General features: G+C 74.5%; 9 protein-coding genes. 6 read left to right on the forward strand and 3 right to left on the reverse strand.

Annotated features, from left to right (window positions below; genetic code table 11):
• Positions 1-20: 20 nt before the first annotated feature.
• Entirely contained in the window at positions 21-3,497 is a 3,477-nt protein-coding gene (locus tag K353_RS18045; protein ID WP_111554638.1) for a discoidin domain-containing protein, read from the reverse strand.
• A gap of 302 nt (positions 3,498-3,799) precedes the next feature.
• Between K353_RS18045 and K353_RS18050 the strand changes: the two genes are divergently transcribed.
• From K353_RS18050 to K353_RS36875, 4 genes are all read left to right on the forward strand, one after another.
• Complete coding sequence (locus tag K353_RS18050) at positions 3,800-5,113, forward strand: ABC transporter substrate-binding protein (RefSeq protein WP_111554639.1); 1,314 nt, start codon at positions 3,800-3,802, stop codon at positions 5,111-5,113.
• A 106-nt stretch (positions 5,114-5,219) separates the two neighbouring features.
• Positions 5,220-6,182: a carbohydrate ABC transporter permease gene (locus tag K353_RS18055; protein WP_111554640.1), complete on the forward strand. Its 963-nt coding sequence runs from the start codon at positions 5,220-5,222 to the stop codon at positions 6,180-6,182.
• Positions 6,179-7,084 carry a carbohydrate ABC transporter permease gene (locus K353_RS18060; protein WP_233533649.1) on the forward strand — a complete coding sequence of 302 codons (906 nt, stop codon included), beginning with the start codon at positions 6,179-6,181 and terminating at the stop codon, positions 7,082-7,084. The genes K353_RS18055 and K353_RS18060 overlap by 4 nt, the downstream gene beginning before the upstream one ends.
• Positions 7,081-9,561 carry a glycoside hydrolase family 3 C-terminal domain-containing protein gene (locus K353_RS36875; RefSeq protein WP_111554641.1) on the forward strand — a complete coding sequence of 827 codons (2,481 nt, stop codon included), beginning with the start codon at positions 7,081-7,083 and terminating at the stop codon, positions 9,559-9,561. The genes K353_RS18060 and K353_RS36875 overlap by 4 nt, the downstream gene beginning before the upstream one ends.
• Positions 9,562-9,660: 99 nt before the next feature.
• On the opposite strand, the gene K353_RS18070 is transcribed toward K353_RS36875, so the two are convergent.
• On the reverse strand, positions 9,661-10,161 hold the full coding sequence (locus K353_RS18070; protein WP_111554642.1) for a peptidylprolyl isomerase: 501 nt from the start codon (positions 10,159-10,161) through the stop codon (positions 9,661-9,663).
• Between the two features lie 148 nt (positions 10,162-10,309).
• Between K353_RS18070 and K353_RS35715 the strand changes: the two genes are divergently transcribed.
• Positions 10,310-11,509, forward strand: a complete 1,200-nt coding sequence (locus K353_RS35715; RefSeq protein ID WP_233533650.1) for a hypothetical protein — start codon at positions 10,310-10,312, stop codon at positions 11,507-11,509.
• Positions 11,510-11,826: 317 nt separating this feature from the next.
• The gene (locus tag K353_RS18080; protein ID WP_158585430.1) at positions 11,827-14,184 is read left to right on the forward strand and encodes a tetratricopeptide repeat protein; all 2,358 of its coding nucleotides are present in this window, start codon (positions 11,827-11,829) and stop codon (positions 14,182-14,184) included.
• Here the strand turns inward: K353_RS18080 and K353_RS18085 are convergent.
• Positions 14,147-14,374, reverse strand: a complete 228-nt coding sequence (locus tag K353_RS18085) for a phosphopantetheine-binding protein (RefSeq protein WP_111554644.1) — start codon at positions 14,372-14,374, stop codon at positions 14,147-14,149. The two genes, K353_RS18080 and K353_RS18085, sit on opposite strands and share 38 nt — an antisense overlap.
• Between the last annotated feature and the right edge of the window lie 74 nt (positions 14,375-14,448).

A 14,448-nucleotide genomic window follows, 5' to 3' on the forward strand; every position in this document is an offset into this window, starting at 1 on the left:
CCTTCCTCGCCGGTGCCGGGTCAGGCGTAGACGCCGAACTCGTACAGCGAGTCGCCGTAGGCGGTGCCGCGCTGGGTGATGTTGACCCGGACGTAGCGCCCGCTGCCGTTGACGTCGAAGTCGTCGATGCCGCCGGTGCCGTTGGCCTGGGTGTACACCGTGGTCCAGTTGGTGCCGTCGGTGGAGGTCTGCACCTGGTACGCCTTGCCGTAGGCGGACTCCCAGCCGAGCTGCACGTGCTTGAACGAGGTGGTCTGGCCCAGGTCGACCTGGATCCACTGCGGGTCGGCCCACTCGCTGGCCCACCGGGTGGACCAGTTGCCGTCGGTGGCGTTGGACGGCGGGTAGGGGGCGCCGTTGCCGGCGGCCTGGTAGGTGGAGGCGGTGGTGGCCTTGCCCTTGGCGACGTTGGTGCCGCCGGGGGTGGGGGCGACGGTGCGGAAGGACTTCGACTCGATGCCGACGTTGCCGTGGCCGTCGTAGGCGTAGACGTAGACCTTCCAGACGCCCAGGGTCTTGGGCGCGGTGACGGTGAACTGGCCGTCGCCGGTCTGGGTGAAGCGGACCTGGCTGAAGCCGGTGCCGCCGTCCACGTACTTGGAGCTGTAGTACAGCTGGTAGCGGACCAGGTCGCCGTCGGGGTCGGTGGCGGGCGAGCTGAGCGTGAAGGTGCCGCCGGCCGGGACGTCGGCGGTCCGGCTCAGGGTGACGCTGTTCATCACCGGCGGGGTATTGCCGCTCTTGGCGCTGCCGCCGTAGGACTTGGCGACGGAGTAGTACGCGGGCTGCTTCCAGCCGCCGGGAATCAGGTTGAACCAGGTGCCGCCGAAGTCGTTCTCGGTGCCGTAGTTGAAGATGGTGGCGCCGAGCGCGACGCCGGTGTGGCCGGCGATGCAGTTCCAGGCGCTGGTGTAGCCGTCGCGCTTCTGGGTGTCGGTGGGCTGGGTCGGGACGCCGTTGGCGTCGTTGGGGACCTCCCACTCGCCGGCGTCGCCGGTCTCGGTGACGATGTACGGCTTGGTGTAGCCGCCGTTGATCCAGTCCTGCTTGACGTTGCAGACCGCGCCGTAGGAGTTGACGGCCAGCAGGTCGAGGCTGGGGGCGTACTGCTTGTAGTACGTCCAGGCGCCGGTGTAGGCGTCGGTGGAGGTGACCGGGTGGTCGGGGTCGACGGCGTGGATGGCCTGGGTGACCTGCTCGACGAACTTGGCGTAGGCGACCCGCTCCTGTTCCACCGTGGCGCCGTTGTAGGCGTGGTCCTGGGTGGTGAGGATGACCTCGTTGCCGACGTCCCACATCAGGGTGCCGGGGTGGTCCTTGTAGGTGGTCACCCACTGCTTGATCGAGTCGAGGGTGCTGTTCTTGTAGGCGGTGTCGTTGACGTAGTCGGCGCCCTGGTTGAGCCAGAAGCCGTTGACCACCTTGAGGCCGTACGCGGCGGCGGCGTCCAGCAGCGGCTTGCTGCCGGCGTCGGTGCCCCAGGTGCGGACGGTGTTGACGCCCAGCGCCTTGAGGTCGCGCATGTGCGCGTCGGCGGTGGACTGGGCCGGGCCCCAGGTGACGCCCTTGAGCTGGTAGGGCTGGCCGTTGACGCTGAGCGCCCAGTTGCCCTGGCCGCCGGTGACCTTGACGGTGCTCCTGCCGGTGGCCGCGGGCGGGTCGGCGAGCGGGGCGGGGGCGGTGCCGGTGGTGGTGGCGACGGTGACGGCGCCGATGGAGAGCGCGCCGCCGGAGGTGGTGGTGGCGGCGGGCGTGGTGCAGCCGCAGACGCTGTCCGGGAAGGAGCCGCCGACGGCGAGGTTGAAGACCAGCTTGAAGCCGTGGTCGACGGCGTTCTTCCAGTCGGTGGTGCCGACCTGGGACTCGTTGACCTGCCAGATCTGCTTGCCGTCGAGGTACCAGCGGATCTGCTCGTCGCTGACGGTGCGGTCGATGACCTGGCTGTAGGTGTGGTAGTCGCTCTGGCAGCCGGGGCAGGAGGCGAGTCCGCTGGTCATGCCGTTGTACTCGTTGCAGTTGCCGCCGGGGGCGGTGCCGCAGTGCAGGGTGGCGGAGGTCTGGTTGCGGCCGTTGACGTCCTCGAGGATGTCGGTCTCGCCGGTGGCGGGCCAGCCGCCGCTGCGGTCGTTGGCGCCGATGGCGCGGAAGGACGGCCAGTAGCCGGTGGCGTCGGCGACGCCGGGCTGCTTGATCTGCGCGGAGATCAGCAGCTGTCCGCCGGCGGGGGCGGCGAAGTCGCCGCGCTTGCTCTCGACCCGGCCGGAGGTCCAGTTGCCCGCGCCGTCGCGCACGGCGGTCAGGTTGAGGTGGTGGTTGCCGTCCAGGGAGACGTTGGCGGGGTTGGCGGTGTCGGTCTGGACCTCGCCGGTGCCCCACTTGGCGGCGCCGCCGGGCTCGGAGGTGCCGGTGCGCACCGTCCAGTTGGCGGCGGAGGGGGCGCCGCCGCTGCCGCCCGCGAAGTCGTCGCTGAACACGGTGGTCCAGTTGCCGGGCGGGGTGGTGCCGGTCGGCGGCGGGCTGGTCGGCGGGTTGCTGGGCGTGCCGGTGGAGCCGCCGCCGGCGGTGAAGACCTGGAACTCCCAGACGGAGTAGCCGTAGCCGGTGGCCCGGGCGGTGCCGTACAGCCGGACGTAGCGGGCGGTGCCGGAGACGTTCTGGGTCTCGGTGCCGCCGGCGCCGTTGGCGGTGGTGTACGCGTCGGTCCAGGTGGTGCCGTCGGTGGACAGCTGGATGCGGTACGCCTTGGCGTAGGCGCTCTCCCACTTCACCGCGGTGCCGCAGACGCTCTGCGCGGAGCCGAGGTCGACCTGGAGCCACTGCGGGTCGGCGGCGGCCGAGGACCAGCGGGTGTTCGCGTCGCCGTCGACGGCGTTGGACGCGGGGGTGCCGTAGTTCTCGGTGCTGGAGGCGGTGGCGGTCTTGCCCTGGGCGGCGTTGGCGGTGCCGCAGCCCTGGGTGCCGCCGCCGTCGGCGCCGTAGACCTGGAACTCCCAGAGCGAGTAGCCGTAGCCGGTGGCCCGGGCGGTGCCGTACAGCCGGACGTAGCGGGCGGTGCCGGTGACCGGGACGGTCTCGGTGCCGCCGGCGCCGTTGGCGGTGGTGTACGCGGTGGTCCAGGTGGTGCCGTCGGTGGACAGCTGGATCTGGTAGCCCTTCGCGTACGCCGCCTCCCACTGGAGGGTGACGGAGCTGAGCGCGGCGGGCGCGCCGAGGTCGACCTGGAGCCACTGCGGGTCGGAATTCGCCGAGGACCAGCGGGTTCCGGTGTTGCCGTCGACGGCGTTGGACGCGGGGGTGCCGTAGTTCTCGGTGCTGGAGGCGGTGGCGGTCTTGCCCTGCGAGAGCAGGACGGGCGCGGCCTGGGCGCGGGTGGCGGGCAGCAGCAGGACCAGGGCCGCGACCAGCGCGGCGGCCAGGGCGGCCGCCAGGGTGCGGGTCGGGGGTGCGGTGCGGGCCGGCCCGGTGGGCCGGGGGGTGCGCGGGGGCGGGGCGGGCATGGGGGCTCCCGATCGGGTGGGGTGGGGGCGGCACCGTCGAAGGCCGGTGCCCGGATCAGGGAGAGCGCTCTCTCACTACGCCAGTGATGGTTGCCCCGTTGTTTCATCCGTGTCAAGGGCAGCGACCACTGGTTCGCTGGCGAAACTCCGCCAAACCCCTAGCCCGCCAGTGATGTTCTACGTCCGAACCCCTTGACGTGACCCCGGTGGAGCGGCCAAGCTCCGGTTGCCACCCCGGGAGAGCGCTCTCCCACCCGAGCGTCCCGGGGCTTACTCAGCCATCCCCCGCGAGGAGCCGTTCCATGCCCGTTTCCCTGCCCCGCACCGGCCCCAGAGGCCGCCGCCTGCTCGTCGGCTCGGCGCTGCTGGTGCTGGCCCTGACCGCCGTGACCTCCTGCTCCAGCAGCGGCGGCGGCTCGTCGGCGGACGAGGACCCCAACGCCAAGATCACCCTCACGGTGAACCTGTTCTCCGACTTCGGCTACGCGGACCTGTACAAGGAGTACGAGCAGGCCCACCCGAACGTCACCATCAAGGAGAACCGCGCCGACATGGGCGCGCACCACCAGAACCTGCACGCCCACCTGATGGCCGGTTCCGGCACCGCCGACATCGAGGCGATCGAGATCGGGCAGGTGGCCGGCTTCCAGCCGGACGCCGGGAAGTTCCTCAACTTCCTGGACAACGGCGTCAGCAAGGACCAGTGGGTGCCGTCCAAGACCGCGCCCGCCTCCAGCCCGGACGGGAAGGTGCTGTTCGGCCTGGGCACCGACATGGGCGGCATGGCGCTGTGCTACCGCAGCGACCTGTTCAAGGCCGCCGGGCTGCCCACCGACCGCGAGCAGGTCGCGGCGCTGATGAAGGACTGGCCTTCCTACCTGGCCGCGGGCAAGCAGTTCCTGGCCGACAGCCCCAACAAGGACGCCCGCTGGTTCGACAGCGGCGGCAACCTGTTCAGCGCGATCCTGGCCCAGGCCCCGCAGGGCGTCTACGACGCCGAGGGCAAGGTCGTGGTGACCTCCAACCCGGCCGTCAAGCAGTCCTTCGACCTGGTGGCCGGCGCGATCAAGGACGGCGAGTCGGCGGGCATCCAGGCGTTCACCCCCGCCTGGGACACCGGCTTCCAGAAGAGCCAGTTCGCCACCGTCGCCTGCCCGGCCTGGATGAGCTACGAGTTCAAGGCCAACCCGCCCACCGACGGCGGCACCTGGGACCTGGCCCGGATCCCCGGCGGCGGCGGCAACTGGGGCGGCTCGTACCTGTCGGTGCCGAAGTCCGGCAAGCACACCAAGGCCGCCGCCGAGCTGGCCAAGTGGCTGACCGCGCCCGAGCAGGAGGCCCGGCTCTTCAAGGAGAAGGGCTACTTCCCCTCCGACCAGGCGCTGTGGACCCAGCCCGACATCGCCGAGCACACCGACCCGCTGTTCAACAACGCGCCCACCGGCAAGATCTTCTCCCAGTCGGCCCGGGACCTGAAGCCGCAGCCGCTCGGCGCGCACGGCGCGGAGATCGGCACCGCCCTGGGCAACGCGCTGACCTCGGTCGAGCAGGGCCAGGCCGACCCGGAGGGCGCCTGGAAGAAGGCCCTCGCGGACGTCGACAACATCGTCAACTGACGCTCCGCCTCCCGTAGCCGCGGTGCCGGTGCGGACCTGACGCCGCACCGGCACCGCGATCACCCCTTCTCCCCCGCCCCGCCGCTTCTGCCCCTGGGAGCTCCCCTTGGCCGCATCGACCGCCGCCGCGCCCGGCGCCCGCGCCCCCGCCCGCACCACCGGCCACCGCTGGCACCGGCTGGACCGCACCGTCTCGCCCTACCTGTACCTCTCCCCGTTCTTCCTGGTCTTCGGCGTCTTCGGCCTGTTCCCGATGCTGTACACCGGCTACGTCTCGTTCACCGGCTGGCGCGCCGACCGCCCCGGCAGCTCGGGCGACTGGGTCGGGTTCGAGAACTACCGCAAGCTGCTGGACGACCCGTTCTTCTGGAACGCCGTCAAGAACACCCTGGGCATCGGCGTGCTGGCCACCGTCCCGCAGCTGCTGCTCGCGCTGGGCCTGGCCCACCTGCTGAACTACCGGATGCGCGGGCGCACCCTGCTGCGGCTGGGCGTCCTGCTGCCGAACGTCACCTCGGTGGCCGCCGTCACGCTGATCTTCGTCCAGCTGTTCGGCCGCGACTTCGGCATGGTCAACTGGTTCCTCTCGCTGTTCGGCGTCGACCACGTCGACTGGCAGGCCGGCACCCTCTCCTCCTGGACGGCCATCGCCTCGATCGTGACCTGGCGCTGGACGGGCTACAACGCGCTGCTCTACCTGGCCGCGATGCAGTCCGTCCCGTTCGAGCTGTACGAGGCGGCGGCGCTGGACGGGGCGAGCCGCTGGCGGCAGTTCCGCTCCATCACCGTCCCGATGCTGCGGCCGACGATCCTGTTCACCGTCATCGTCTCCACCATCGGCGCGCTCCAGCTCTTCGGCGAGCCGATGCTGTTCAGCCAGCAGCAGGACCCGACCACCGGCGGCTCCCAGCACCAGTTCCAGACCCTGGCGCTGTACTCCTACAACCAGTTCTGGGGCCGCTTCAAGTACGGCTACGGCGCCGCCATCTCCTGGGCGATGTTCCTGCTGATCGTGCTGGTGGCCGCCGTCAACTTCCTGGCCGCGCGCCGGATGCGAGGTGCCGAATGACCACCACCGCCCCGGCTCCGGTCCCCCCGGTCCCGGCCCCGGCCTCCCCGGCGCCCCGGCGCCGCCGGCAGCGGAGCAACCGGCAGCTGACCGCCGGGCGCAGCGTCTACGCCGTCCTCGGCGTGGCCGTCCTGCTCTCGCTCTTCCCGCTGTACTGGACGCTGGTCGCGGCCTCCCGCACCAACACCGAGATCCACCGGATGCCCCCGGTGCTGCTGCCCGGCGGCCGGCTCTGGCACAACCTCACCCAGGTGTTCGCCCAGACCGACCTGCGCCTGGCCATGGTCAACTCGCTGGTCGTGGCGGGCACCGTCACCGTCAGCGTGGTCTTGACCAGCACCCTGGGCGGCTTCGCCTTCGCCAAGCTGCGCTTCCCCGGCCGCGGCCCGCTGCTCGCCTCGGTGGTCGCCACCATGATGGTCCCCACCCAGCTCGGCATCATCCCGCTCTACATCATGATGGCCAACTGGTTCCACTGGGCCGACCACCTCCAGGCCCTGATCGTGCCGGCCGCCGCCAACGCCTTCGGCCTGTTCTTCATGCGCCAGTACCTGATCGGCGCCGTGCCCGACGAACTCCTGGACGCCGGCCGGATGGACGGCTGCACCACCCGCGGCCTGGTCTGGCACGTCGTGCTGCCCGCCGCCCGCCCCGCGATGAGCGTCCTGGGCATGCTCACCTTCATGGCCGCCTGGAACGACTTCTACTGGCCCAAGGTCGTCATGACCCAGCAGAACCCCACCGTCCAGCTCACCCTCTCCGAGCTGGCCAGCGGCTACATCAAGGACTACTCGCTGGTCCTCACCGGCGCCCTGGTCGCCAGCGCGCCCGTCCTGGTCGCATTCCTCCTGATGGGCCGCCAGATCATCGACGGCATCATGCAAGGAGCCACGAAAGGATGACCCAGCTCTCCATGCCACCTCACCTCACGTCGCCCGCGGCCCCGTCGGCGCCCCCGGCGCACCACCTGCTCGACCTGGAGCACAAGGCCCGGCTGGTCTCCGGCGGGGACACCTTCCGCACCAGCGGGGAGCCGGCCGTCGGGATGCACCCGATCGTCTGCTCGGACGGGCCGGTCGGGGTGCGCGGCGAGCGCTGGGACGAGGCGGACACCGCGCTGCTGCTGCCGTGCGCGACCGCGCTGGCGGCGTCCTGGGACGAGGAACTGGTCGCCCGGATGGGCGGGCTGCTGGCGGCCGAGGCCCGGCGCAAGGGCGTGCACGTGGTGCTGGCGCCGACGCTGAACCTGCACCGCTCGCCGCTGGGCGGGCGCAACTTCGAGTGCTTCTCGGAGGACCCGCTGCTGACCGCCCGGATCGGGGCGGCGTACATCGCGGGCGTGCAGGGCGGCGGGGTCGCGGCGACCGCGAAGCACTACGTGGCGAACGACTCCGAGACCGAGCGGCTGACGGTGGACGCCCGGGTGGACGGGCGCACCCTGCGCGAGGTGTACCTGGCGCCGTTCGAGGCGGCCGTGCGGGCCGGGGTGTGGGCGGTGATGTCGGCGTACAACCGGGTCAACGGCACGTCGATGGTCGAACACCCGCTGCTGGCCGAGCCGTTGAAGGGCGAGTGGGGCTTCGACGGGCTGGTGGTCTCCGACTGGGGGGCGGTGCACGAGGCGGACGGGCCGGGCGCGGGGGGCTGCGACCTGGCGATGCCGGGGCCGAACCCGGCCTGGGGTCCGGCGCTGGCGGCGGCGGTGCGGGCCGGACGGGTCCCGGCGGCGGTGCTGGACGACAAGGTGGAGCGGCTGCTGCGGCTGGCGGGCCGGGTCGGCGCGTTCGACCCGCCGGCGGCGGGCGGCCCGGCGCCGGTGCCGGTGGACCCGGCGACCCGGGGCGCGCTGCGGGCGGCGGCCGTGGCGGGCACCGTGCTGCTGCACAACCCGGACCGGCTGCTGCCGCTGGACGCCCCGGCGCTGCGCCGGGTCGCGGTGCTGGGCCCGAACGCGGCGACCGCCCGGGTGCAGGGCGGCGGCAGCGCCTCGGTGTTCCCGGCCGCGCCGGTCTCCCCGCTGGACGGGCTGCGGGCGGCGCTCGGCCCGGCCGTGGCGGTCACCCACGCGCCGGGGGTGCGCACCGGCCTGCGCCCGACGCCGCTGACGGCGGCGGACTGCGTGCTCCCGGACGGTTCGGGGCCGGGGGTGCTGGTGCGCTACCTGGCCGCCGACGGCTCGCTCGTGCACGCCGAGTCCCGGTCGACGGGGCGGGTGCTGGAGCCCTCGGCGGAGGTCGACCTGGCGCCGGTGCGCACCATCGAGGTGGCGACCCGGTTCACCCCGCCGACCCCGGGCCGCTGGCGGCTGGGCGTGGTGGGCCTGGGCGCGCTGCGGCTGGAGGCGGACGGCGAGGAGCTGCTGGCGGAGTACGTCGAGCCGCTCTCGGACGACCCGACGTACCTGCACGTGACGCCCTCGTTCCGGCAGGTGGAGCTGGAGCTGGCGGCCGGCCGGCCGGTGGCGCTGCTGGCCCGGCGGACGGTGGAGTCCGCGCACGGGCGGGTGCTGGTGCTGGCCGCCGACCCGCCGGAGGCGGAGCTGGAGCGGGAGTTCGCGCACGCGGTGGAGCTGGCCGCGGCGGCGGACGTGGCGGTGGTGGTGGTCGGCACCACGGACGAGCACGAGAGCGAGGGCTTCGACCGCTCCTCGCTGCGGCTGCCGGGCCGCCAGGACGAGCTGGTGGCGGCGGTGGCCGCCGCCAACCCGCGCACGGTGGTCGTGGTGAACACCGGCAGCCCGGTGCTGCTGCCCTGGCGCGAGCGGGTCGGCGCGGTGCTGACCTGCTGGTTCCCGGGCCAGGAGGGCGGTGACGCGCTGGCCGAGGTGCTGCTGGGCCGGGCCGAGCCGGGCGGGCGGCTGCCCACCACCTGGCCGGACGCCGCCGAGGACTGCCCGGTCTACGCGACCGCCCCGACCGACGGGCGGCTCGACTACGCGGAGGGCCTGCACCTGGGCCACCGCGGCTGGCTGCGCGCCGGGCGCGCCCCCGCGTACTGGTTCGGGCACGGCCTGGGCTGGGGCGAGTGGCGCTACCTCGCGCTCGGCGCGCCCTCGGCCCCGGCGGCGGACGGCTCGCGCACGGTGCGGGTGACGCTGCGCAACGAGGGGCCGCGCCGCTCCCGGGAGACGGTGCAGCTGTACCTGTCCCGGCCGGGCTCGGCGGTGGACCGGCCGGTGCGCTGGCTGGCCGCCTTCACCGCCGCCGAAGCGGACCCGGGCGAGCAGGTCGACGTCGAACTGGCGCTTCCGGCAAGGGCGTTGGAGCACTGGTCGGCGGACGGGACCGGCTGGGAGACCGAGCCGGGCGCCTTCGTCCTGCGGGTCGGCCCGCACTGCGGCGAACTCCCGCTGACGGCGGCCCTGACCGTCGGGCCCTGACCGGCGCGCCCCGGCCCCCGCGTCCCGGCCCCCGCGTCCCGCGAGCCCTGCCCCGACCCCGCTCCCCCGGGGTCGGGGCAGTACGCCTCGCGGCCCCGGCTACTCGACGACCTCGGCGCTGACCAGCAGCACGTCCTCCTTCGGGACGTCCGCGTGGCCGCCCTTGGAGGTGGTGGGCACCGACTTGATCGCGTCCACCACCTCCCGGCCCTCGACCACCTCGCCGAAGACGGTGTAGCCCCAGCCCGGGCCGCTCTTGGCGGTGTGGTCGAGGAAGGCGTTGTCCGCGACGTTGACGAAGAACTGCGCGGTGGCCGAGTGCGGGTCCGCGGTGCGGGCCATCGCCACCGTGTAGCGGGTGTTCTTCAGCCCGTTGTCGGCCTCGTTCTGGATCGGCGCCCGGGTCTCCTTGCGGCGCAGGCCCGGCTCCATGCCGCCGCCCTGCACCATGAAGCCGTCGATGACCCGGTGGAAGACGGTGCCGTCGTAGAACCCGTCCTGCACGTACTGCAGGAAGTTCGCGACCGTGGCCGGGGCCTTCTCGGCGTCCAGCCGGATCACGACGTCGCCGTGGTTGGTGCTCAACTTGACCTTGGACAAGGCAACCTCACTGTCTGTCTGCTGGCGGGGACGAAGATCGTCACCCCCATTGTCGCAGCCCGCCCCCGCCACCCCCTCCCCGCCACCCCGTCCCGCCACCCCGGCCCCGGCCGGCGGGCCGCCCGCGCAGGGCGCCTAGGGTGGGCGGATGGACGACGCGCCCGTGCCCCGGCTGTTCGAGAACCGCTTCCCCGAGCGGGTCGGCCCGGTCGACCCCTGCGACTGCGTGCGGGCGCGGCGGGCGCGGTTCCACGGGGAGCGGCAGGACGTCTCGGCGCCGGGCTGGCTGCGGTTGCTGGAGCTGGTGGAGGAGGCGGCGGCGGACGGGCGGGAGGAGTTCGCGCCGCTGAAGGAGCTGACGGACGAGCAGCGCCGCCAGGTGGTGACGCTGCCGGCGGGCATCGGGCGGCTGACGCGGGTGCGCCACCTGCACCTGTACCGGTCGAACCTGGTGCGCCTCCCGCCGGAGATCGGCGGGATGCGGGCGCTGGAGGAGTTCACCCCGTACACCTCGTACCGGCTGCACTGGTTCCCGTACGAGCTGGCGCGGCTGCCGCTGCTGCGGCGCAGCACGGTCAGCACCCGGGCGGTGTTCGGGAACCCGGGGACGCGGCCGCCGTTCCCGGTGCTGGCCGAGCCGTCGCCGGGGGCGGACCTTCGGGCACTGGACCCGGGGGTGTGGGGGGCGGAGTCGGTCGGGGCGTGCTCGGTGTGCGACGGTCCGGTGGCGGGGGCCGCCGGGCTGCACCAGGCGTGGATCTCGCTGCGCACCTCGGGGCGGGACGTACTGCCGCTGCTGGTGAACGCCTGCTCCCGGGAGTGCCTGGCCGCGCTGCCGTCCCCACCGGAGGGCTACCTGCCGGGCCCGCACCGGGGCCGGGGGCTGGACGGGCTGCTGGCGACGGCGGAGCTGGAGCTGTTCGCGGACTCCTCCCAACTGCACGTGCGCGACGCGGACTCGGACGAGGACCTGCTCGGCGCGTGGACGGCGCAGGCCCGGGCGGACGGTCTGGTGCCGGCTCGGCGGGGGGTGGGGGTCGGCACGGTGGGCGAGGGGGGCGTCGAGGTGACGGTGGAGGTCTTCGCGGCGGAGCCCGGGGCGGACCACGGGGCGTTCGAGCAGGTGGTGGAGGCGACGATCGAGGCGCCCTCGGGCCGGGTCGCCGTGCTCTCGCCGACCGGGCACCTGCCCGACGCGGAGTTCTTCGACCTCCCGCCCGGCCCGGTCCGGGTCCGCGCCTCCCGTGCCGCGCCGGCGGCGGGGCGGGGTGCGGCGGAACGGCTGCGGGTCCGGCTGTGGCCGGTGGCCGGGCAGGAGGGCCCGCGGGTGTTCCGCCGCCGGGGCTGAGCGTCCGGCGGCGCGGGGGCGCCGGCGGGTCGGGGCCCGCGACGGGGCGTTCGGTGGGGTCGGTCGTGGGGTCGGTCTCGGGGCATCGCACTCCGCTGGCCTGGTCGGTTCCGGTGGGCGGCCTGTCCGTCGCTTCCCCGGCGGCGGATAGGGTGGCGCGACGGCGTGTCTGCGGAGCCGGGCACCGTCCTCATCCTTCGGGTTCGTGCGGGGCGGCGACAAGGTGTTGCCTGTTGCCAGCGCCGGGTGTCAACACCTCCGGGCTCCGCGCGCCGCCGGGCAGTGACAGCACATCAGGAAGTGGGGGGCCGGGGCCGGTGACGTTCGGCGAGCGGCTGCGGGGGTTGCGGGAGGAGCGCGGGATCTCCCTCGCGGAGCTGGCCCGGGCCACCAGTTACAGCAAGAGCTACCTGAGCCGGGTGGAGACCGGCCGGCGGCCCGGCAACGCGGCGCTGGCCGCGGCCTGCGCCCGGGCGCTGGGCGTCGACCCCGACCGGCTCGGCCCGCCGGACGCCCCCGGCACCGGTGTTGCCGCCCCTGGCAACACCGTCGCCGCCGGTGCCGCCGCCCCGCCGCCCCCGGCCGTCCCGGTGCAGCTGCCGCCCGCGCCGGGCGTCTTCGCGGGGCGCGAGGCCGCGCTCGCCGAGCTGGACGGGGCGCTGTCCTCGGCCCGGCCCCGGTGGGGCGAGGGCGGGCCCCGGGTGTGGGTGATCGACGGGATGGGCGGGATCGGGAAGACCGCGCTGGCCGTGCGGTGGGCGCACCGGGCCCGGGACCGCTTCCCGGACGGGGTGCTGTTCAGCGACCTGGCGGGCCACGGCAGCGCGGGCGCGCCCCGGGAGCCGGGCGAGGTGCTGGACGGTTTCCTGCGGGCGCTGGGCACCGACACCGGCCTGATCCCGCCCGGGGTGGCCGACCGCAGCGCGCTGCTGCGCACCCTGCTGGCCGGGCGCCGGGTGCTGCTGGTGCTGGACAACGCGGCGGCGCCCGCCCAGGTCCGCCCGCTGCTGCCGGGGGCGCCGGGCTGCGTGGTGCTGGTGACCAGCCGGACCAGGATGGCGGGCCTGGTGGTGCGGGACGGGGCCCGGCGGGTGACGCTCGACCCGCTGCCGGAGGAGCAGGCCGTGGAGCTGCTGCGCCGCACGCTGGGCCCGGAGCGGGTGGACGCCGATCCGGCGGCGGCCCGCGAGCTGGTGCGGCGCTGCGGGCGGCTGCCGCTGGCGCTGCTGGTGGCGGCCGAGCGGGCGCTGTCCCGGCCGGGCCTGACGCTGACCCGGGTCAACGAGGAGCTGCGTTCGGACCGCACCCGGCTGCACGTGCTGGCCGCCGCGGCCGACGGCGACTCGGCGCTGCGGGTGGTGTTCTCCTGGTCGTACCGGGCGCTGGCCCCGGAGCCGGCCCGGGCGTTCCGCCTGCTGGCCCTGCACCCGGGGGCCGCGCTGACCGCGGAGAGCGCCGCCGCGCTGCTGGGCACCACGGCGGGCAACGCGGGCGAGCTGCTGGACGTGCTGGCCGACGTCCACCTGCTGGAGCTGGAGGCCCCGGAGCGGTTCCGCTTCCACTCGCTGCTCCAGGTGTACGGCCGGGAGCTGGCGGAGGGCCAGGACCCGCCGCGGGACCGGGCGGCGGCGCTGGACCGGCTGTACGACTGGTACCGGCAGGGCGCGGACGCGGCGGGCCGGCTGCTGGAGCCGGGGGCCCGCCCGGCGGGGGCGGCGCCGCTGCCGGGGGTGCGTCCGCCGGTCTTCGCGGGCGTCCCGGACGCGGTGGCCTGGTGCGAGGCGCACCTGGCGGACCTGCTGTCGGTGATCCGGTACGCGGCGCTGGCCGGTCGTCCGCCCGCCGCCTGGCAGCTGCCGTTCGCGCTCTGGTCGTTCTTCCACCGGCGCCACCACCGGGCGGAGTGGCTGAACGCGGCCCGGATCGCCGTCGCGGCGGCGGCCGACAGCCCCGACCCGCGGGCCCTGACGGTCTCGCTGGTCCTGCTGGGCACCGCCCAGGTGCACGCCGGGCGGCCGGTGGAGGCGGAGATCCACCTGCGGCGGGGGCTGGAGCGCTGCGCCGCCGACCGGGGCGACCCGGAGAGCGAGTGCGCGGCCCGCAACCACCTGGCGGAGCTGATGCTCCGCCAGGGCCGGGCCGCGGAGGCCCTGGAGCTGCTGGAGCCGGCCCTGCCGCTGGGCCGGACGATCGGCCACCGCTGGGCGGAGCGGGTCACCCTGACCAACCTGGGCGACGCCTCGCTGCGGCTGGGTCGGCTCGCCGACGCGGAGCGGCTGCTGCTGGAGGCGCTCTCGCTGCGCCCCACCGGCACCGACCACCGCACCGAGGGCCTGGCGCTGCTCCACCTGGGCACCGTGCACCGGGCGCTGGGGCGGCTGCCGCGGGCCGTCGGCTGCCTGCGCCGGGCCCTGGAGCTGCACCGCGCCGCGGGCGACCGGTGGGCGCAGGGCCGCACCCTGGAGCAGCTCGGCCACGCCTTCGCCGCCCTGGAGCGGCCCGCGGACGCGCTGCCGCTGTGGCAGGAGGCGCTCGACCTGATGACCGAGACCGGGGACCCGCGGGCCGCCACCCTCACCGCCCAACTGGCCGGCGTCCGGGGCGGACGGGAGCTGCCGCCGCCGGGGGCGCCGGGCCTCAGGCGGTGGCGAGGAAGCGCTCCCGGACGCGGTTGAGGGTGCGGAAGTCGTCGATGGTGACGTCCTGGAGGTCGATGTTCTCGCCGGTGAGGTCCTCCAGGAGGTCGATGAACTCCAGGAAGTCCATCGAGTCGATCAGGCGGGCCTCGATGAGGTCCTCGTCGGGGCCGATCGGGCCGTCCAGGTCGGGGTTCTTCTCGTGCAGCCAGGCGGCGATGCGGTCCATGCGCGTGGTTCTCCTTTGCGGAAGGGGTGGTGGGCGTCGCGGGCGGGCGGGCCCGGGCGCCCGTCGGTCGGGGC

Origin of the sequence: Kitasatospora sp. SolWspMP-SS2h (assembly GCF_003259315.1) — a bacterium.
GTDB classification, from domain to species: domain Bacteria; phylum Actinomycetota; class Actinomycetes; order Streptomycetales; family Streptomycetaceae; genus Kitasatospora; species Kitasatospora fiedleri.

What these genes read in the sequence shown, in the direction of transcription:
- K353_RS18045 (WP_111554638.1), bottom strand. Translation starts at nt 3,497, where the DNA reads ATGCCCGCCCCGCCCCCGCGCACCCCCCGGCCCACCGGGCCGGCCCGC.
- K353_RS18050 (WP_111554639.1), top strand. Translation starts at nt 3,800, where the DNA reads ATGCCCGTTTCCCTGCCCCGCACCGGCCCCAGAGGCCGCCGCCTGCTC.
- K353_RS18060 (WP_233533649.1), top strand. Translation starts at nt 6,179, where the DNA reads ATGACCACCACCGCCCCGGCTCCGGTCCCCCCGGTCCCGGCCCCGGCC.
- K353_RS36875 (WP_111554641.1), top strand. Translation starts at nt 7,081, where the DNA reads ATGACCCAGCTCTCCATGCCACCTCACCTCACGTCGCCCGCGGCCCCG.
- K353_RS35715 (WP_233533650.1), top strand. Translation starts at nt 10,310, where the DNA reads ATGGACGACGCGCCCGTGCCCCGGCTGTTCGAGAACCGCTTCCCCGAG.
- K353_RS18085 (WP_111554644.1), bottom strand. Translation starts at nt 14,374, where the DNA reads ATGGACCGCATCGCCGCCTGGCTGCACGAGAAGAACCCCGACCTGGAC.